The sequence below is a fragment of the Rhodococcus sp. BP-349 genome (assembly GCF_019835845.1).
In the GTDB taxonomy this organism is placed as follows: domain Bacteria; phylum Actinomycetota; class Actinomycetes; order Mycobacteriales; family Mycobacteriaceae; genus Rhodococcoides.
The window spans coordinates 2,117,307-2,132,991 of the sequence record NZ_JABUDR010000001.1; the positions used below are offsets into that span (position 1 = coordinate 2,117,307).

Annotated in this window: 13 protein-coding genes; 8 read left to right on the forward strand and 5 right to left on the reverse strand. The window is 70.1% G+C overall.

Features of this window, described 5'->3' with window-relative positions; all coding sequences use genetic code 11:
* Positions 1 to 13 precede the first annotated feature (13 nt).
* The 4 genes from treY to HQ325_RS10015 form a co-directional block, all read right to left on the reverse strand.
* Positions 14 to 2,362 carry a malto-oligosyltrehalose synthase gene (gene treY / locus HQ325_RS10000; RefSeq protein ID WP_222628555.1) on the reverse strand — a complete coding sequence of 783 codons (2,349 nt, stop codon included), beginning with the start codon at positions 2,360 to 2,362 and terminating at the stop codon, positions 14 to 16.
* 9 nt (positions 2,363 to 2,371) lie between these two features.
* Entirely contained in the window at positions 2,372 to 4,684 is a 2,313-nt protein-coding gene (glgX, locus tag HQ325_RS10005) for a glycogen debranching protein GlgX (protein WP_222627061.1), read from the reverse strand.
* A gap of 80 nt (positions 4,685 to 4,764) precedes the next feature.
* The gene (locus tag HQ325_RS10010) at positions 4,765 to 5,694 is read right to left on the reverse strand and encodes an NAD(P)/FAD-dependent oxidoreductase (protein ID WP_056447895.1); all 930 of its coding nucleotides are present in this window, start codon (positions 5,692 to 5,694) and stop codon (positions 4,765 to 4,767) included.
* Entirely contained in the window at positions 5,691 to 6,287 is a 597-nt protein-coding gene (locus HQ325_RS10015) for a TetR/AcrR family transcriptional regulator C-terminal domain-containing protein (RefSeq protein WP_222628558.1), read from the reverse strand. The genes HQ325_RS10010 and HQ325_RS10015 overlap by 4 nt, the downstream gene beginning before the upstream one ends.
* A 66-nt stretch (positions 6,288 to 6,353) precedes the next feature.
* On the opposite strand from HQ325_RS10015, the gene HQ325_RS10020 reads away from it, so the two are divergent.
* Both HQ325_RS10020 and HQ325_RS22780 read left to right on the forward strand, forming a co-directional pair.
* On the forward strand, positions 6,354 to 6,929 hold the full coding sequence (locus tag HQ325_RS10020) for a DUF2567 domain-containing protein (protein WP_222628560.1): 576 nt from the start codon (positions 6,354 to 6,356) through the stop codon (positions 6,927 to 6,929).
* 113 nt (positions 6,930 to 7,042) lie between these two features.
* Positions 7,043 to 8,119: a GGDEF domain-containing protein gene (locus HQ325_RS22780; protein WP_222628562.1), complete on the forward strand. Its 1,077-nt coding sequence runs from the start codon at positions 7,043 to 7,045 to the stop codon at positions 8,117 to 8,119.
* Here HQ325_RS22780 and HQ325_RS10030 read toward each other — a convergent pair.
* On the reverse strand, positions 8,112 to 8,867 hold the full coding sequence (locus HQ325_RS10030) for an NUDIX domain-containing protein (protein WP_374107201.1): 756 nt from the start codon (positions 8,865 to 8,867) through the stop codon (positions 8,112 to 8,114). The genes HQ325_RS22780 and HQ325_RS10030 overlap by 8 nt on opposite strands.
* A gap of 80 nt (positions 8,868 to 8,947) precedes the next feature.
* Here HQ325_RS10030 and nadA point away from each other — a divergent pair, with 80 nt between their 5' ends.
* From nadA to HQ325_RS10060, 6 genes are all read left to right on the forward strand, one after another.
* Positions 8,948 to 9,985 carry a quinolinate synthase NadA gene (gene nadA / locus HQ325_RS10035; RefSeq protein ID WP_222628565.1) on the forward strand — a complete coding sequence of 346 codons (1,038 nt, stop codon included), beginning with the start codon at positions 8,948 to 8,950 and terminating at the stop codon, positions 9,983 to 9,985.
* On the forward strand, positions 9,982 to 11,652 hold the full coding sequence (locus HQ325_RS10040) for an L-aspartate oxidase (protein ID WP_222628568.1): 1,671 nt from the start codon (positions 9,982 to 9,984) through the stop codon (positions 11,650 to 11,652). The genes nadA and HQ325_RS10040 overlap by 4 nt, the downstream gene beginning before the upstream one ends.
* Positions 11,649 to 12,518 carry a carboxylating nicotinate-nucleotide diphosphorylase gene (gene nadC / locus HQ325_RS10045; RefSeq protein WP_222628571.1) on the forward strand — a complete coding sequence of 290 codons (870 nt, stop codon included), beginning with the start codon at positions 11,649 to 11,651 and terminating at the stop codon, positions 12,516 to 12,518. Before HQ325_RS10040 ends, nadC begins: the two co-directional genes overlap by 4 nt.
* Positions 12,519 to 12,555: 37 nt before the next feature.
* On the forward strand, positions 12,556 to 13,023 hold the full coding sequence (locus HQ325_RS10050; RefSeq protein ID WP_222628575.1) for an SRPBCC family protein: 468 nt from the start codon (positions 12,556 to 12,558) through the stop codon (positions 13,021 to 13,023).
* A 163-nt stretch (positions 13,024 to 13,186) separates the two neighbouring features.
* Positions 13,187 to 14,524, forward strand: a complete 1,338-nt coding sequence (gene hisD, locus HQ325_RS10055; RefSeq protein ID WP_222628578.1) for a histidinol dehydrogenase — start codon at positions 13,187 to 13,189, stop codon at positions 14,522 to 14,524.
* A complete protein-coding gene (locus HQ325_RS10060) occupies positions 14,521 to 15,657 on the forward strand; it encodes a histidinol-phosphate transaminase (protein WP_222628581.1) in 1,137 nt (378 codons plus the stop codon). Before hisD ends, HQ325_RS10060 begins: the two co-directional genes overlap by 4 nt.
* The last annotated feature ends 28 nt before the right edge of the window (positions 15,658 to 15,685 follow it).

The following is a 15,685-nucleotide window of genomic DNA, read 5'->3' on the forward strand; positions in this document are numbered from 1 at the left end:
CCTCGAGATCAGGTCACCGTCGGACGAGGAGCGCGACCGGGAGCGCGGAGAGCAGTGAGGACACGGCGACCGTTCCGCTGAACGACCCACCATTCACGAGGTCGGTCCACTCACCGTCCGGCAACGCCAGCGAGGTGTCACCCCAGCCGGCCTCGCCGAGGCGCATCGACCACCGCGTGGCGACGACGACGACGTCGGCATCACCGTCGGCGGGTCCACGACCGAACGCCACGACGTGGTCGGCGGCGGCTCCGGTCGCGAACACCGGAACGTAGGACCCGCCCACGAAGCTGTCCGGACGGTCGCGGCGAAGCCGTGCGGCACACCGGGTCACGTGGAACTTGGCGGCGCCGCTCGCGTCGAGCGCCGGCGTCCCGTCGATGTCCAGCAGAGCCTTGCGGGCGTCGTAGTCCACGTTCCGGCGGTTGTCGGGGTCGACGAGAGAGTCCTCCCACAGCTCCGTGCCCTGGTAGATGTCCGGGATGCCGGGACCCGCCAGGTGGAGGAGCTTCTGTCCGAGTGAATCGCTCCACGCGTGCGGTGCGATCTGCTGGACGAAGGTCGTGAGCGAGGGCGCCACCGGTCCGTCCACGATGCCGTCGATCCACGTGTGGACGGCCGACTCGAAGTCCTCGTCCACGTCGTTCCAGCCGGTGTAGGAACCCGCCTCGCGGATGGCCTTCTCGGCGTAGGCGTGCAGTCGCTCGCGGTACTCGTCCCTGACCACGCCGTCGGTCGGCCAGGTGCCGAGGATGTTCTGCCACAGGAAGAGTCCGGTGGACCCGTTGGGCGACGGAGCCTGCTCCTCCCAGTCGCTCAGGCACGCGCGCCACAGGTCGGGCACCTGGGACAGCACGCCGATGCGCGCCCGGACGTCCTCGCCGCGCTTGGTGTCGTGTGTCGAGAGGGTCGTCATCGCGGCAGGCCACAGCTGGGCCCGCTCGGACAGGCGGAGATGGAACTCGGGCACCGACCGGCCGAAGCGGGACGGGTCACCGCCGACCTCCTGGAGCGAGACCAGCCGCGAGGTGCGATAGAACATGCAGTCCTCGACGCTCTTCGCCATCACGGCGCCCGCGACCTGCTGCAGACGTCCCGACGCCTCGCCGCGTGCTGCCACGGCGGCCGCGACGACATCGAGGGCGGGAACCAGTTCGGGACGATCCGCGGCGACGTCGCCGAGCAGGCGGGGCAGCATGCCGGCCAGCGGCGCGTAGTCGGAGCGGTACACCGGCATGCGGGCGACGATCTCGGTCACGGCCTCGCGAGCGAGATCGGCGTCGAACGTCGTGCCGGTGTCGCGGGCGATCGCCGCGACCAGGCGCCGCACCTCGGGAGCGAGTTGCGTGCTCGCCGTGTCGGCCTTGATGGTCTGCTCGGCCTCGTGCACCCAGTGTGCGTCGCCCGCGTGGCCGGTGACGTCCGACGACAGTCGCGTCAGCGGCTCCTCACCCGACGGGTCGAGGAACACCCCACCGAGGTCGGCGAGAGCGTCGTACCCGGTGGTTCCGTCGACGGGAAGGGTGACGTCGAGCGGCTCCTCGGCGGTGAGGATCTTCTCGACGACGAGCCACGAGTCGGGTCCGACGACGCCCCGCAAGCGAGCGAGATACTCGGCCGGTGCGGTGAGCCCGTCCGGATGGTCGACGCGCACACCGTCGACGAGACCGTCGCGGAACCAGCTGCCGACCTCGGCGTGCGTCGCGTCGAAGACCGCGGGGTCCTCCTGACGAAGACCGGCCAGGTCGCTGACGGAGAAGAACCGGCGGTACCCGATGCGCCCGGAGCGCCACCCGACCAGTTCGTAGGACTGCTTGTCGTGCAGTGCTTTCGCGTCGTCCGAGCCGTCGTCGGTCGCAGGGTCCACCGGGAAGCGGTTCTCGTAGTAGGCCAGCGTGGTCTCGTCTCCCGACCGGTCGACCGAGAGTTCGTTCACGTCGGCATCGTCGCCCAGCACGGGGAGCGCGATGCGCTCCGCACCGGCCCAGTCGATGTCGAACCACGACGCGTACTGCGATGCGCGTCCGTGTCTCAGCACGTCCCACCAGAACGGGTTCTCCCGCGCCGTGGCCACACCGAGGTGGTTCGGCACGATGTCGACCACGACGCCCAGGCCGTGGGACCGGCACTCGGCGACGAGGTCCTCGAGAGCGGCTCGACCGCCGAGTGCCTCGGAGACGGTGCGCGGATCGGTGACGTCGTACCCGTGGGTGGAGCCCTCGGCCGCCGTCAGGATCGGCGACAGATAGACGTGGGAGACACCGAGTTCGGCGAGATAGGGAACCAGCGACGCGGCATCGCGGAGAGTGAAGCGATCACCCCGTAGCTGGAATCGATAGGTCGAGGTGATCGAGTGGCTCATGTCGCTTCCTTACCCCGTTTTCCGTAGCACCAACAGTGACCGTGCTTGCACCTCGACAGCGGTGCCGGCGACGATGACTCGATCGTCGGCTCCGGTGGCCGAGGCAGTGTCGAGCGCGACGGTCCACTCGTCGGCGTACTTGCCGTCCAGTGTGGTGAAGTCGATCGGCTCGTGATGGGCGTTGAAGCACAGGTAGAACGTGTCGTCGACGACCCGGTTGCCCCGGTTGTCGGGCTCGGGGATGTTCTCGCCGTTGAGGAACACCGCCAGCGACTTGCCGAAGCCGCTGTCCCAGTCCTCCTCGGTCATCTCCTCGCCGGTCGGGGTGAGCCACGCGATGTCGCGCGTCTGCTCCGCCTTGCGGATCGGCCGACCCTCGAAGAAGCGTCGTCGACGGAACACCGGATGGTCGTTGCGGAGTGCGATCACGCGGGACGTGAACTCGACCAGATCGGCGTTCGTCTCCGCCAGCGACCAGTCCATCCAGGCCAGTTCGGAGTCCTGGCAGTAGACGTTGTTGTTGCCCTGCTGGGTCCGGCCCATCTCGTCGCCGTGCGCGAGCATCGGCGTGCCCTGGCTGAGCATGAGCGTGGCCAGCATGTTGCGGATCTGGCGGGCGCGCAGCGACAGCACCTCGGGGTCGTCCGTCGGCCCCTCGACACCGCAGTTCCAGGATCGGTTGTGGCTCTCGCCGTCGTTGTTGTCCTCGCCGTTGGCCTCGTTGTGCTTGTCGTTGTAGGACACCAGATCGTGCATGGTGAAGCCGTCGTGCGCGATGACGAAGTTGATGCTCGCACCGGGGCGGCGACCCGTCGCCTCGTAGAGGTCGGAGGATCCGGTGAGCCGCGACGCGAACTCGCCGAGCGTCGCCGGCTCACCGCGCCAGTAGTCGCGGACGGTGTCGCGGTACATGCCGTTCCACTCGGTCCAGAGACCGGGGAAGTTGCCGACCTGGTAGCCGCCCTCACCGACGTCCCACGGCTCGGCGATCAGCTTGACCTGGCTCACCACCGGGTCCTGCTGGACCAGGTCGAAGAACGCGCTCAGCTTGTCCACGTCGTGCAGTTCACGAGCCAGGGTCGATGCGAGGTCGAAGCGGAAGCCGTCGACGTGCATCTCGGTAACCCAGTAGCGCAGGGAGTCCATGATCAGCTGCAGGGTGTGCGGGTGACGGACGTTCAGGCTGTTACCCGTGCCCGTGTAGTCCATGTAGAAATACGGGTCGTCGTCGACCAACCGGTAGTACGCGGCGTTGTCGATGCCGCGGAACGCGATGGTCGGACCCATGTGGTTGCCCTCGGCGGTGTGGTTGTAGACCACGTCGAGGATCACCTCGATGCCGGCTTCGTGGAACGAGCGCACCATCGTCTTGAACTCCGACACGGCCGAACCGGCCATGGGGGAGGACGCGTACTCGTTGTGCGGGGCCATGAAACCGAACGAGTTGTAGCCCCAGTAGTTGCGAAGTCCCTTGTCCACCAGTGTCTGATCCTGCATGAACTGATGCACCGGCATCAGTTCGATGGCGGTGACGCCGAGCTTCTCCAGGTGGCTGATCACGGCCGGATGGCCGAGACCGGCGTACGTACCGCGCAGATCCTCCGGGATGTCCGGGTGGGTCATCGTCATGCCCTTGACGTGGGCCTCGTAGATGACGGTCTCGTTGTAGGGGCGACGCGGCGAGCGGTCGTTCTGCCAGTCGAAGAACGGATTGACGACGACCGTCGTCATCGTGTGCCCCAGCGAGTCGTGCTGGGGGAAGTGGTTCTCGGGCTCGGGCTCCGGATCAGGCTCGGGTGCAACGGTTCTGGCAGTCGCGACGTTGGCGCGGGTCGCGTCGACGGTGCGCGATGCGGTGGCCGATCCCGCGGGGCCGGCGACGTGCGCCTCGCCGGGATGCACGGCGTCGTCGCTCTCCTGCGCTGCGGGCACGGGACGTTCGGGAATGTCGATGTCGTAACTGAAGAGCGAGCGATCACCGTCGAACGATCCGACGAACGCCTTGCCGTACGGGTCGAGCAGCAGCTTGCTCGCGTCGCACCGCTGTCCCGCTCCGGGATTCCACGGGCCGTGCACGCGGTAGCCGTACCGCTGGCCGGGCTGGACCTGGGGGATGTAGGCGTGCCAGACGTACCCGTCGACCTCTTCGAGGCGGACGCGGGTCTCGTGACCGTCGGCGTCGATGAGGCAGAGATCGACGGCCTCGGCGACCTCGGAGAAGAGCGCGAAATTGGTTCCGGCGCCGTCGTAGGTGGCGCCCAGGGGATACGCGCTGCCGGGCCATACCTGGATCGATGGTTCGTGTGCATGGTCGACGGACATGCTCGGAACCCTATCCCGGCAGCGGCGAAGGACACCTGTCGGCGAGGTCCGTCGCAGGCCGGAGCGTCGGCCGCCCGGGCTCAGCCCAGTCGTGCGATCAGCGCGTGCCCGAGGTCGGTGCCCGATCGCCAGGCGCTCTCGACGCGGGGCGAGCCCTCCGGGCACCACTGATCCCCTGCGAAGCCGACCAGACGGTCTCCGTGCGAGACGATGTCGTGGCTCGCGTCGTGCTGGGAGGCGGGCTTGGCGAAGGTCCAGCGGTGGGCGTGCGTCCAGATCGGAGTGCCGATGCCCGTGAGCGCGGCGACGGCGTCGACGACGGCGGGGATCGCACCGGCGGGATCGTCGAGGTGTCGCCGGGCGCGCTGCGCGGACGTGTGGGCGACCAGGACCGCGGCTCCGTCGCCCCGGCGTGCGCCGTCGCGCGCGAGGAACTCGACGTCCGCGTCGTCGGACACGAAGGCGGCGTCGGGGAAGGGGAGTCCGGCGGCGTCGTCGTCGGTGAGCCCGAGGACCACCGCGACGACGGGGTCGTAGTCGACGGCGTCGGGCACGGTCACCAGGCGGGAGGCCTGCGGGTCGGGCATGGCCAGGACCACGTGTCCGTCGGGCAACGCCCGGGCCTCGGTGGCGTCGACAGGGATGCCGGACAGCAGGTCCTTCACCAGAGATCGCAGGCCCGCCGGCGTTCCCCACCGCGTGGGTCCCGATTTCTGTTCCGGCTCCGCCCCGGCCCGCACCACCGTGAAGGTGTCGGTCCACTCGTGCACGAGACCGCGAGAGGCCCAGTCGGACACGACGTCCCGGAACCCGTCGTCGCGGACGGTGAAGTAGCCGGCGCCCACATCGACTCGGCGTCCGTGCAACTCGGGGGACGACATCCGACCGCCGACGGCGCGGCCCCGGTCACGCAGCACGAACGGGACACCGGCGTCGCGGAGCACGCGAACGCACGCGGCACCGGCGATACCGGCTCCGAGGACGGTGACGGGAGAGGTCGAGGAGGTCACTCGTTCAGCGTACGGACGCGGCTCCGAATGCCGTCGACGAAGAGTTCGAGGCCGAAATCGAACCGAGCGGTGGCATCTCGATCGAGGTCACCGTCGTCGAGGTGTCGATCCGCGGCCAGCGCACCCGCAGACTCCATCTGCAGCCGGGACTGTTCGTCGCTCGTCGCCCCCAGCACGTAGTAGAGCAGGGCGTCCGCGGCGTGTCCGGCGTCCTCCGGGGTCAGCCCGGTGGCGCGGAGATCGTCGACGACCGTGGTCCGCACGGGGTGCGTCACCGTGCGGGCGGACAGGCTGGAGGCGACCACCTCGGCGCCGTCCCGGTGAGCCAGGAGAGCGTCTCGAAGTCCGTGAGCGCGGCCGCGCACGGCGTCCAGCACATCGGAGGTGACGGCAGCGGGCACGGTGTTCAGGCGGCTCAGGATGCGATCGGACACCGCGCCGAGCAGCGCCTGCTTGTTCGCGACGTGCCAGTACAGCGCGCCCGGCGCGACACCGAGCGAGCCTGCCAGTCGGCGCATCGTGAGGTCGGCGAGACCGTAGTCGTCGAGAATGGTCAGTGCGCCGTCGACGACGTCGTCTCTGCGCAACTGCATTCCGCACCTCTCCCGACTCGTGTCGCGGGCCCGTCGGCCACGCAGCCACAGCCTAGGCTGGCCGACGTGAGTGATGTCGACACGACGGGGTTCGCCTCGACCGCACCCGGGATCGGCGATGCGGGTCGGCCGTCGCGCGGCGCGTTCACCCGGCGGTCGATCCGGATCGTGCTCGCGACCGCGGTGGTCGGTGCCGTCCTCGGGATCCTGTGGGCTCTGCTCGCGCCCGTGGAGCACGTCGCCGCCGTCGGTGACGGCCGCGCGATCGTGTTGACCGGCGAGAGCGATCATCGATTCGACGCGCTCGCTCTGTTCCTCTGCGTCACCGCCGCGGCCGGGGTGCTGACCACGGTCGCCGTCTGGGCACGTGTGGCCGAGCGAGGACCGCGTCTGGTCGTCGACATCGTGGTGGCGTCGGCGCTGGCGTCCGCCGCGGCTGTCGGCGCCGGGCTCGCCGTGGGCGCAGTGCGGTATCCGAGTGCCGACGGCGCCCTTCGCGGCGATGTCGTCGCACTCGCCCCCGGTGTCTCGACGTGGCTGGCTCTGCTCGCGCAACCTCTGGCTGCGGCGGTCACGCTCGTTCTCGTCACGGCGCTGTCGCCGTCGGACGATCTGGGTCGGGACGAGTCCCCCGAGGAGTGATCCGTTCGGGTCTCGGACGCCGGGTTCGTCTGCTTGAATGAGCGCTCTCAGGGCGGCCCACGACGGGCCGCGGGCGGGGGCCGACCTCTTCGAACGGCGAGGGTCTCCAGGACGTGGCGAACACCATTCGGCGGTGGTTGACCAGACCCGTCGATTACGCGTGGACCGTCCACTACTTCGAGACGAACACCGCGCTCGGCTCGACCCGCGTCCTCATCGGTCTGTCCTGCCTCCTGTTCTCCGTCCTGTACGTCGTCGCCGGACTCGCCCCGCCGACCGCGCCGACGGGAGCGGCACTGACGATCGTGCTCGTGAACGCGGTGGGGACCGCCGGCGTCGGGCTCGCGTGGATCCGCGGACCGTGGCCCTCACGCCGGATGTCGACGGCCTTCGTCGTGTACGCGGACGTCGGACTCTCCGTGGTGCTTCTCTCGCTGTCCGACCCGCTCGCCGTGCTGCCCTGCACGATCCTGTTCGGCGTCGCGAGCAGTTACGTGGCGACGTTCCACACGCCGCGGGTGTTCGCCGTCCACCATTCCCTCACCGTGGTGGTCTGCGTCGGGTTGTTCGTCCGAGCGATCGGCTCGGAGTCCGTGCTCGGAGCGGCGCGCACCTCGCTCGCCGTCACCTACGGATTGCTCATCGTGATGGTTCTCTTCCTCGCACCGATCTCCATCTACCGCCTGCAGTTCCTGCAACGCGGCGACGTCACCGCCGCGTACGTCGATCCGCTGACCGGCCTGCGCAACCGGCGGGGACTCACCGTCGCGGCGGGCGAACTGCTCGGCACCCGGCACGGCCTCGTCGCGGTGGTCATCGACATCGACCGCTTCAAGTCGATCAACGACCGCTTCGGACACCACCACGGCGACCTCGTCATCCGTCGGACGGCGGACACCATCGACGAGATGTTCCCGTTTCCGTCGATCACGGCCCGCACCGGCGGCGAGGAGTTCGCCGTCGTGACCGCGCTGCCGATGAACGAGGTGCTCGATCGGGCAGGGAAGCTGCGCAGCGCCTACGCGACTCGGTCGGACCACGACTCGAGTCTGAGCATCGGGGTCGCTCGCGAGGAGCGGGTCGTCACCTCGCACGACGTGGAGGTGCTCCTCATCTGTGCCGATCGAGCGATGTATTCCGCCAAGGCGGACGGCGGCGATGCCGTGGTCGGCTACGGCACTCTCACGTAGGTGGTCGGAGCGCGGCGAACTCGTCGGTCACACGTAGCGCGCTGTCCCGGAAGCGGTACAGCGCGGCGGGACGTCCTCCGGACGGGCCAGGGGGAGCGGTGTGGCCGGTGGACTCGATGACGCCCCGCCGGGTGAGCACCCGTTGGAGATTGGTGGTGTCGACCTGGTAACCCAGTGCGGCGCAATAGATGTCGCGCAAGGTCGACAGGCTGAACTCGACGGGCGCGAGCGCGAAGGCGATGTTGGTGTACGACAGTTTGGCCGCGAGTCTCGCGCGGGCGTGCGCCACCATCGTGCCGTGATCGAACGCTGTCTCGGGGAGCGTCGCGACCGGGTGCCACGCGGTGTCGACGGGAAGTCGCGGGTCGCCGACGATGGGGACCAGGCCGAGGAACGTCGAGGCGATGCGGCGATCGCCGGGGACCCGCCCGGGATCGGAGAAGACGGACAGCTGCTCGAGGTGGCGTACCTCGCGCACGTCGACCTTCTCCGCCAGCTGACGTCGCGCGGAGTCGGTCAGGTTCTCGTCGTCCCGGAGGAGCCCGCCGGGGAGTGACCAGGTTCCGCGTGCCGGGGCGAGTGCGCGCTGCCACAGCAGCACGCACAGTTCGGCAGGCTCGCGGGGCTGCAGCTCGCGCACCTGGAAGACGACGGACAGCACTTCGTGCACCGGTCGGGTGGCCCGATCGGGGGCACTTCCGGTCGGTCCGTCGGCGGCGGTGCTACGATGAATCACGTTTTCGATCATAAGTCGAAAACCCCGTCGGGTCCATTCCGGCGGATCGGCACCGGCGCACGCGAGCGCTGGACGCACGCGAGGAGCACGACATGGCGATCACCACCACGCGATTCGGCGGACACTCCGCGGTCTTCGACGGACCGACGGGCTACACCGGCGTCGATGCCGGCCCGGAGTGGGCCGAGGAGATCCTGCGCCTGGCAGAGGCGAAGAACGCGACGATCCTGGCGCACAACTATCAGCTGCCCGCCATCCAGGACATCGCCCACCACGTCGGCGACTCGCTCGCGCTCTCGCGCATCGCCGCCGAGGCGCAGGAGGAGACCATCGTCTTCTGCGGCGTGCACTTCATGGCCGAGACGGCCAAGATCCTCGCGCCGTCCAAGACGGTCCTCATTCCCGACGAGCGGGCGGGCTGCTCTCTCGCCGACTCCATCGACGCGGCGCAGCTGCGCGAGTGGAAGGCCGAGCACCCGGACGCCGTCGTCGTGTCGTACGTGAACACCACCGCCGAGGTGAAGGGCCTGACGGACATCTGCTGCACCTCGTCCAACGCGGTCGAGGTCGTGGAGTCCATCGACCCGGACCGCGAGGTGCTCTTCCTGCCCGACCAGTTCCTCGGGGCCCACGTCCGTCGGCAGACCGGTCGGACGAACATGCACATCTGGGCGGGTGAGTGCCACGTGCACGCCGGCATCAACGGCGACGAGCTGACCGCACGGTCGCAGGCGTACCCCGATGCCGAGCTCTACGTCCACCCCGAGTGCGGCTGCGCGACGTCCGCGCTCTACCTCGCCGGCGAGGGATTCGTGCCCGAGGATCGCGTGAAGATCCTGTCCACCGGCGGCATGCTCGACGCCGCGCGCACCACGGGTGCGAAGCAGGTGCTCGTCGCCACCGAGATCGGCATGCTGCACCAGCTCCGCAAGGCGGCGCCCGGTGTCGACTTCCAGGCCGTGAACGACCGCGCGTCCTGCCCGTACATGAAGATGATCACCCCCGCGGCGCTGCTCCGGTGCCTCACGGAGGGCAAGGACGAGGTGCACGTCGACGTCGCGACCGCCGAACGCGCACGCGCGTCCGTCGAGCGGATGATCGCCATCGGCTCGCCCGGCGGCGGCGAGTGACCACTGCGGCCACTCCGGGCGCAAGTGTCGCTGCCGCTCCGGGCCGGAGTGTCGCTGCCGCTCCGGGCCGGAGTGTCGCTGCCGCTCCGGGCTGGGAGGCTTCGGCCGATCTCGTCGTGGTCGGCGGGGGAGTCGCCGGTCTCGCCGCGGCGATCGAGGCGACCCGGTCCGGGCTGAGCGTGCTGGTGTTGAGCAAGGACGCGACCGGCACGGCGACGCAGTACGCCCAGGGCGGCATGGCCGTCGCGATCGGCGACGACGTCGAGGCCCACGTGCGCGACACGATCGTCGCGGGCGCCGGTCTGTGCGACGAGGCCGCGGTGCGCTCGATCGTCGGGGCCGGCGCCGACGCGCTGAGTCTGCTCACCGGCAACGGTGCTCAGTTCGACACCGGTGCGGACGGCTCCATGGCCCGCACCCGTGAGGGCGGCCACTCGGTCGACCGCATCGTGCACGCGGGCGGCGACGCCACGGGGCGGGAGATCCAGCGCGCGCTGTCGTCCGCGGCGCCCGCGACGGTGAACGGCGCGACCGTGCTCGACGTCCTGGTCGGCGACCGCGGTGTGGCGGGCGTGCTCGTCTCGCTCTCGCCGGACGATCTCCACGCGAACCTCGGCGTGGTGCACGCACCCGCCGTGCTGATCGCCACCGGTGGCACCGGAATGCTGTACTCGGCCAGCACGAACCCGGCCGGCGCCACGGCCGACGGCCTCGCTCTCGCACTGCGGGCGGGCGCGGACGTCGCGGACGTCGAGTTCGTGCAGTTCCACCCGACCGTGCTGTTCCGCCCCGGTGGCCGCGGGCGGCTCCCGTTGGTCAGCGAGGCGGTCCGCGGTGAGGGCGCGCGCCTCGTCGACGCCGACGGCCGCTCGATCATGGCGGGCGTGCACCCGCTGGGTGATCTCGCTCCCCGGGACGTCGTGTCCCGGGCGATCGCCGCTCGGCTGGCCGAGAGCGGCGCCGATCACGTCTTTCTCGACGCGCGGTCCGTGGCCGACATGGCCCTGCGTTTTCCCACCGTCACCGCGGCCTGCCTCGCTCAGGACGTGGACCCGACGGAACAACCGATCCCGGTGGCCCCCGCAGCGCACTATGCGTGCGGCGGGGTCGTCACCGACGAGTACGGCCGCACCTGCGTCGCCGGGCTCTACGCCGCGGGCGAGGTGGCCCGCACGGGACTGCACGGAGCGAACCGTCTCGCGTCGAACTCGCTGCTCGAGGGCGTGGTGCTGGGGACCCGAGTGGCTCGCGTCGCCCGGGATCGAGTGTCCGTCCGCTCCCTGACGTCCGGTGATCCGTGTGTACGACACGGGGCGCCCCGGCTCGACAGGGACGTCCTCCAGTCCGCGATGACCCGTCACGTCGGCGTCGTCCGCGACGACACAGGTCTGCAGAAGGCGGTGGCGATCGCGGGAGCCGCTGTTCCGCGCGAGCTCGCGTCGACCCGCGACGTCGAGGACGCCGCTCTGACACTGCTGGCGTCCGCGACCGCCTCGGCAGCTCTCGCCCGCACCGAGACGCGCGGTGCGCACACCCGCTCCGATCACTCCCGGTCCGACGACGCCCAGCGCCGCAGCACCGTCTTCCGGCTGGCCGACGACGGCAGCCTCGCGATCGCGCGGAACGCCCGCAGTGCCGACCAGGTCGGTCCGATAGGAGTGTCATGACCACACCCGCCGCTGATCTCGACCCCGTCGATCGTGACGAGATCCTGCTCGTCGTGCGCCGCGCGTTGGAGGAGGATCTCCGATACGGCCCCGACGTGACGAGTCTCGCCACGGTTCCGGCGGACGCGCGCACCCGCGCCGCGGTCGTCTCGCGGGCACACGGCGTCGTCGCGGGCCTCGATACCGCTCTGGCGGTTCTCGACGAGGTCGTCGGCGACCACGTCGTGCTCTCGCGGATCGCCGACGGCACTCGGGTCGAGCCGGGTGAGGTGGTGCTGTCGGTGGAGGCGCCGACCAGAGCTCTGCTCACCGCGGAGCGGACGATGCTCAACATTCTCTGCCACCTGTCCGGCATCGCGACCGCGACCGCGGCGTGGGTCGACGCGGTGTCCGGCACGGGATGCGTCGTGCGGGACAGTCGCAAGACGTTGCCGGGGCTGCGTGCGCTGCAGAAGTACGCCGTACGTGCCGGCGGCGGGCAGAACCACCGCATGGGCCTCGGCGACGCGGCACTGATCAAGGACAACCACGTCGTGGCCGCCGGCTCGGTCGTGGCGGCGCTGCGCGCGGTGCGAGCCGCAGTACCCGACATCGCGTGCGAGGTCGAGGTGGACACCCTCGAACAGCTCGACGACGTGCTGGCGGAGGGTGTCGACCTGGTGCTGCTCGACAATTTCCCGCTGTGGCAGACGCAGATGGCGGTGCAACGCAGGGACCGGGCAGCGCCCACGACCAGGCTCGAATCGTCCGGCGGGCTCTCCCTCGACTCCGCCGCCGAGTACGCGGGCACAGGCGTGGACTTCCTCGCGGTCGGCGCGCTCACCCACTCCGTGACGGTGCTCGACCTGGGGCTCGACTTCGAGTGACGTTTCGCGCGAGCGGGATACGGGCACAGGACGGCACATGACATCTGTGAGCACTGTGGACCGCGGCGATCGCGTCATCGCCCGCCGCGTGACCGTGAACGCCCCTGCCGACGACCTCTTCGCACAGGTGGCGGATCCGCACCGGCACGGCGAGTTGGACGGTTCCGGAACGGTGAAAGACACGGTGAAGGGGCCGACGACGCTGTCGCGCGGCGCGAAGTTCTCCGTGGGCATGAAGCAGTTCGGTGTGCCCTACCGCATCACCAGCACCGTCACGGAGTTCGCCGACACCGGGGACACCAAGGTGATCGAGTGGCAGCACCCGCTCGGCCACAAGTGGCGCTGGGAGTTCGTCGCGGTGGGCCCCTCGTCCACCGAGGTGACGGAATCGTTCGTCTACGGAACGGCGAAGATCCCGAAGATGCTCGAGGTGACCAAGCAGACGGCACAGAACGCGAACGGCATCACGAAGACGCTGGAGAAGCTGGCAGCCCGCTACTCCTGAGACCATGGTGCGGGCAGGCCGGAGGCCGGTCGGTGGGACGGGCAGACCGGAGGCCGGTCGGTGGGACCAGGTAGATCGTCCCGGACGGGGCGTCGGTCGGGGCTCGAGCGATAATCGACGTGCGCCGACCGGCGCGCCCCTGCTCGACCCGAGAGGATCACCCATGACTGCCCGCACCGAGTTGCGACGCGTGGATCTACGCGGCAGCTCTCCGTCCACCGCCGAACTGCGCGCGGTTCTCCCGCGCGGTGGAGTGGACGTGAACTCGGTGCTGCATCTGGTCACCCCGGTCGTGGAGGCGGTGCGTGAGCGCGGCGCCGACGCGGCGCTCGAGTACAGCGAGACCTTCGACCGCGTGCGTCCCGACTCGGTGCGTGTTCCGGCCGCCGAACTCGCGAAGGCTCTGGACCAGCTCGATCCCGACGTACGGGCGGCGCTCGAGGTGTCCATCGAGCGTTCGCGCATCGTGCACGAGGACCAGCGGCGGTCCGAGACCGTGACCACCGTCGTCTCCGGTGGAATCGTCACCGAGAAGTGGGTCCCGGTCGAGCGGGTCGGACTGTACGTACCGGGCGGCAACGCCGTGTACCCGTCGTCCGTCGTCATGAACGTCGTTCCCGCGCAGGTCGCCGGCGTCGGTAGCCTCGTCGTCGCGTCGCCGCCGCAGGCGGACTTCGGCGGCCTCCCGCACCCCACCATCCTGGCGGCGGCAGCGTTGCTCGGCGTGGACGAGGTCTGGGCGGTCGGCGGTGCCCAGGGCGTCGCGCTGCTCACCTACGGCGGCGTGGACACCGACGGCGCGCCGCTCGAGCCCGTCGACATGATCACCGGCCCGGGCAACATCTACGTCACTGCGGCGAAGCGGCTGTGCCGTGGAGCGGTGGGCATCGACTCCGAGGCCGGGCCCACCGAGATCGCCATCCTGGCCGACGACACCGCAGACCCGGTGCACGTCGCCGCCGACCTCATCTCGCAGGCCGAACACGACGTGCTGGCGGCGAGCGTGCTCGTCACCACCTCGGTTGCCCTGGCCGACGCCGTCACACGCGAGGTCGCCGAGCGCACGCTCACCACCAAGCACTCCGAGCGCGTCGCCACGGCCCTGTCCGGCGAGCAGTCGGGCATCGTGCTGGTGGACACGCTGGCCGACGGCATCCGGACGGTCGACGCGTACGCCGCGGAACACCTCGAGATCCAGACCGAGAACGCCTCCGACGTGGCGGGACGCATCCGCAGCGCCGGTGCGGTGTTCGTCGGACCGTGGTCGCCGGTGAGCCTCGGCGACTACTGCGCCGGGTCCAACCACGTCCTGCCGACCGCAGGATGCGCCCGTCACTCGTCCGGGTTGTCGGTGCAGACCTTCCTGCGCGGCATCCACATCGTCGACTACTCGCGCGACGCTCTCGACGGCGTCGCGAAGCATGTCGTCGCCCTCGCGAACGCGGAGGATCTGCCGGCGCACGGTGATGCCGTCCGCGTGCGGTTCGAGAGCCGATCGTGACGGCCGCGCCCGGCGCCGGGACCGCACTGTCGGACCTGCCGCTGCGCGACTCGCTCGTCGGGAAGTCTCCGTACGGTGCGCCGCAGCTCAAAGTGCCGGTGCAGCTCAACACCAACGAGAACCCGCACCCACCGTCGGCTGCGCTCGTGGAGGACGTCACTCGCTCCGTGCGTGAGGCGGCAGCGTCGCTGCACCGCTATCCCGACCGGGACGCAGTCGCACTGCGCACGGATCTCGCCGCGTACGTGGCGGCCCGTACGGGGGTGCCGGTCACCGTCGACAACCTGTGGGCCGCGAACGGGTCGAACGAGATCCTGCAGCAGCTGCTGCAGGCATTCGGGGGACCGGGGCGCACGGCGCTGGGATTCGTGCCGTCGTACTCCATGCACCCCATCATCTCGGCGGGCACGCAGACCGAGTTCCTCGATCTGCACCGGCGTGACGACTTCTCGCTGGACGTCGACGCGGCCGTGGCCGCGATCGAGTCGATGACGCCGGACGTCGTGTTCGTCACCAGCCCCAACAACCCGACGGGTCACAGTCTCTCGCTCGACGACCTCCGGCGTCTCGCCTCCGCGACCACCGGGATCCTCGTCGTCGACGAGGCGTACGGCGAGTTCTCGGCGGCGCCCAGCGCGGTCGAGCTCATCGACGAGTTCCCCAGCCGGGTCGTCGTCAGCCGGACCATGAGCAAGGCGTTCGCGTTCGCGGGTGGGCGACTCGGGTACCTGGTGGCCGCTCCGGCCGTCGTGGACGCGCTGCTGCTGGTGCGGCTGCCGTACCACCTGTCGGTGCTCACCCAGGCTGCCGCGCGCGCCGCCCTGCGCCACTCCGACGACACGCTGGCCTCGGTGGCCGAGCTGGCGGCCGAGCGTGATCGCGTCGTCGCCCGGCTCGCCGTCCTGGGCTACCGAGTGGTGCCCAGCAGCGCCAACTTCGTGCTGTTCGGCCTCTTCGACGACGCGCCCGCGGTGTGGTCGCGGTATCTCGATCAGGGCGTGCTCATCCGCGACGTCGGCATCGCGGGGCATCTCCGCGTCAGCATCGGCACCGAGGCCGAGAACGATCGGTTCCTCGACGTCAGCGCCGACCTGTCCGAGGACGTCGTCCACTCGTCCGCCCCCGCCACCTGAACCCCCAGCAGAGGATCTCCAGTGAGCA

What these genes read in the sequence shown, in the direction of transcription:
- HQ325_RS10015 (WP_222628558.1), bottom strand. Translation starts at nt 6,287, where the DNA reads ATGCAGTTGCGCAGAGACGACGTCGTCGACGGCGCACTGACCATTCTC.
- nadC (WP_222628571.1), top strand. Translation starts at nt 11,649, where the DNA reads ATGACCACACCCGCCGCTGATCTCGACCCCGTCGATCGTGACGAGATC.
- glgX (WP_222627061.1), bottom strand. Translation starts at nt 4,684, where the DNA reads ATGTCCGTCGACCATGCACACGAACCATCGATCCAGGTATGGCCCGGC.
- HQ325_RS10030 (WP_374107201.1), bottom strand. Translation starts at nt 8,867, where the DNA reads ATGATCGAAAACGTGATTCATCGTAGCACCGCCGCCGACGGACCGACC.
- HQ325_RS10050 (WP_222628575.1), top strand. Translation starts at nt 12,556, where the DNA reads ATGACATCTGTGAGCACTGTGGACCGCGGCGATCGCGTCATCGCCCGC.
- treY (WP_222628555.1), bottom strand. Translation starts at nt 2,362, where the DNA reads ATGAGCCACTCGATCACCTCGACCTATCGATTCCAGCTACGGGGTGAT.
- hisD (WP_222628578.1), top strand. Translation starts at nt 13,187, where the DNA reads ATGACTGCCCGCACCGAGTTGCGACGCGTGGATCTACGCGGCAGCTCT.
- nadA (WP_222628565.1), top strand. Translation starts at nt 8,948, where the DNA reads ATGGCGATCACCACCACGCGATTCGGCGGACACTCCGCGGTCTTCGAC.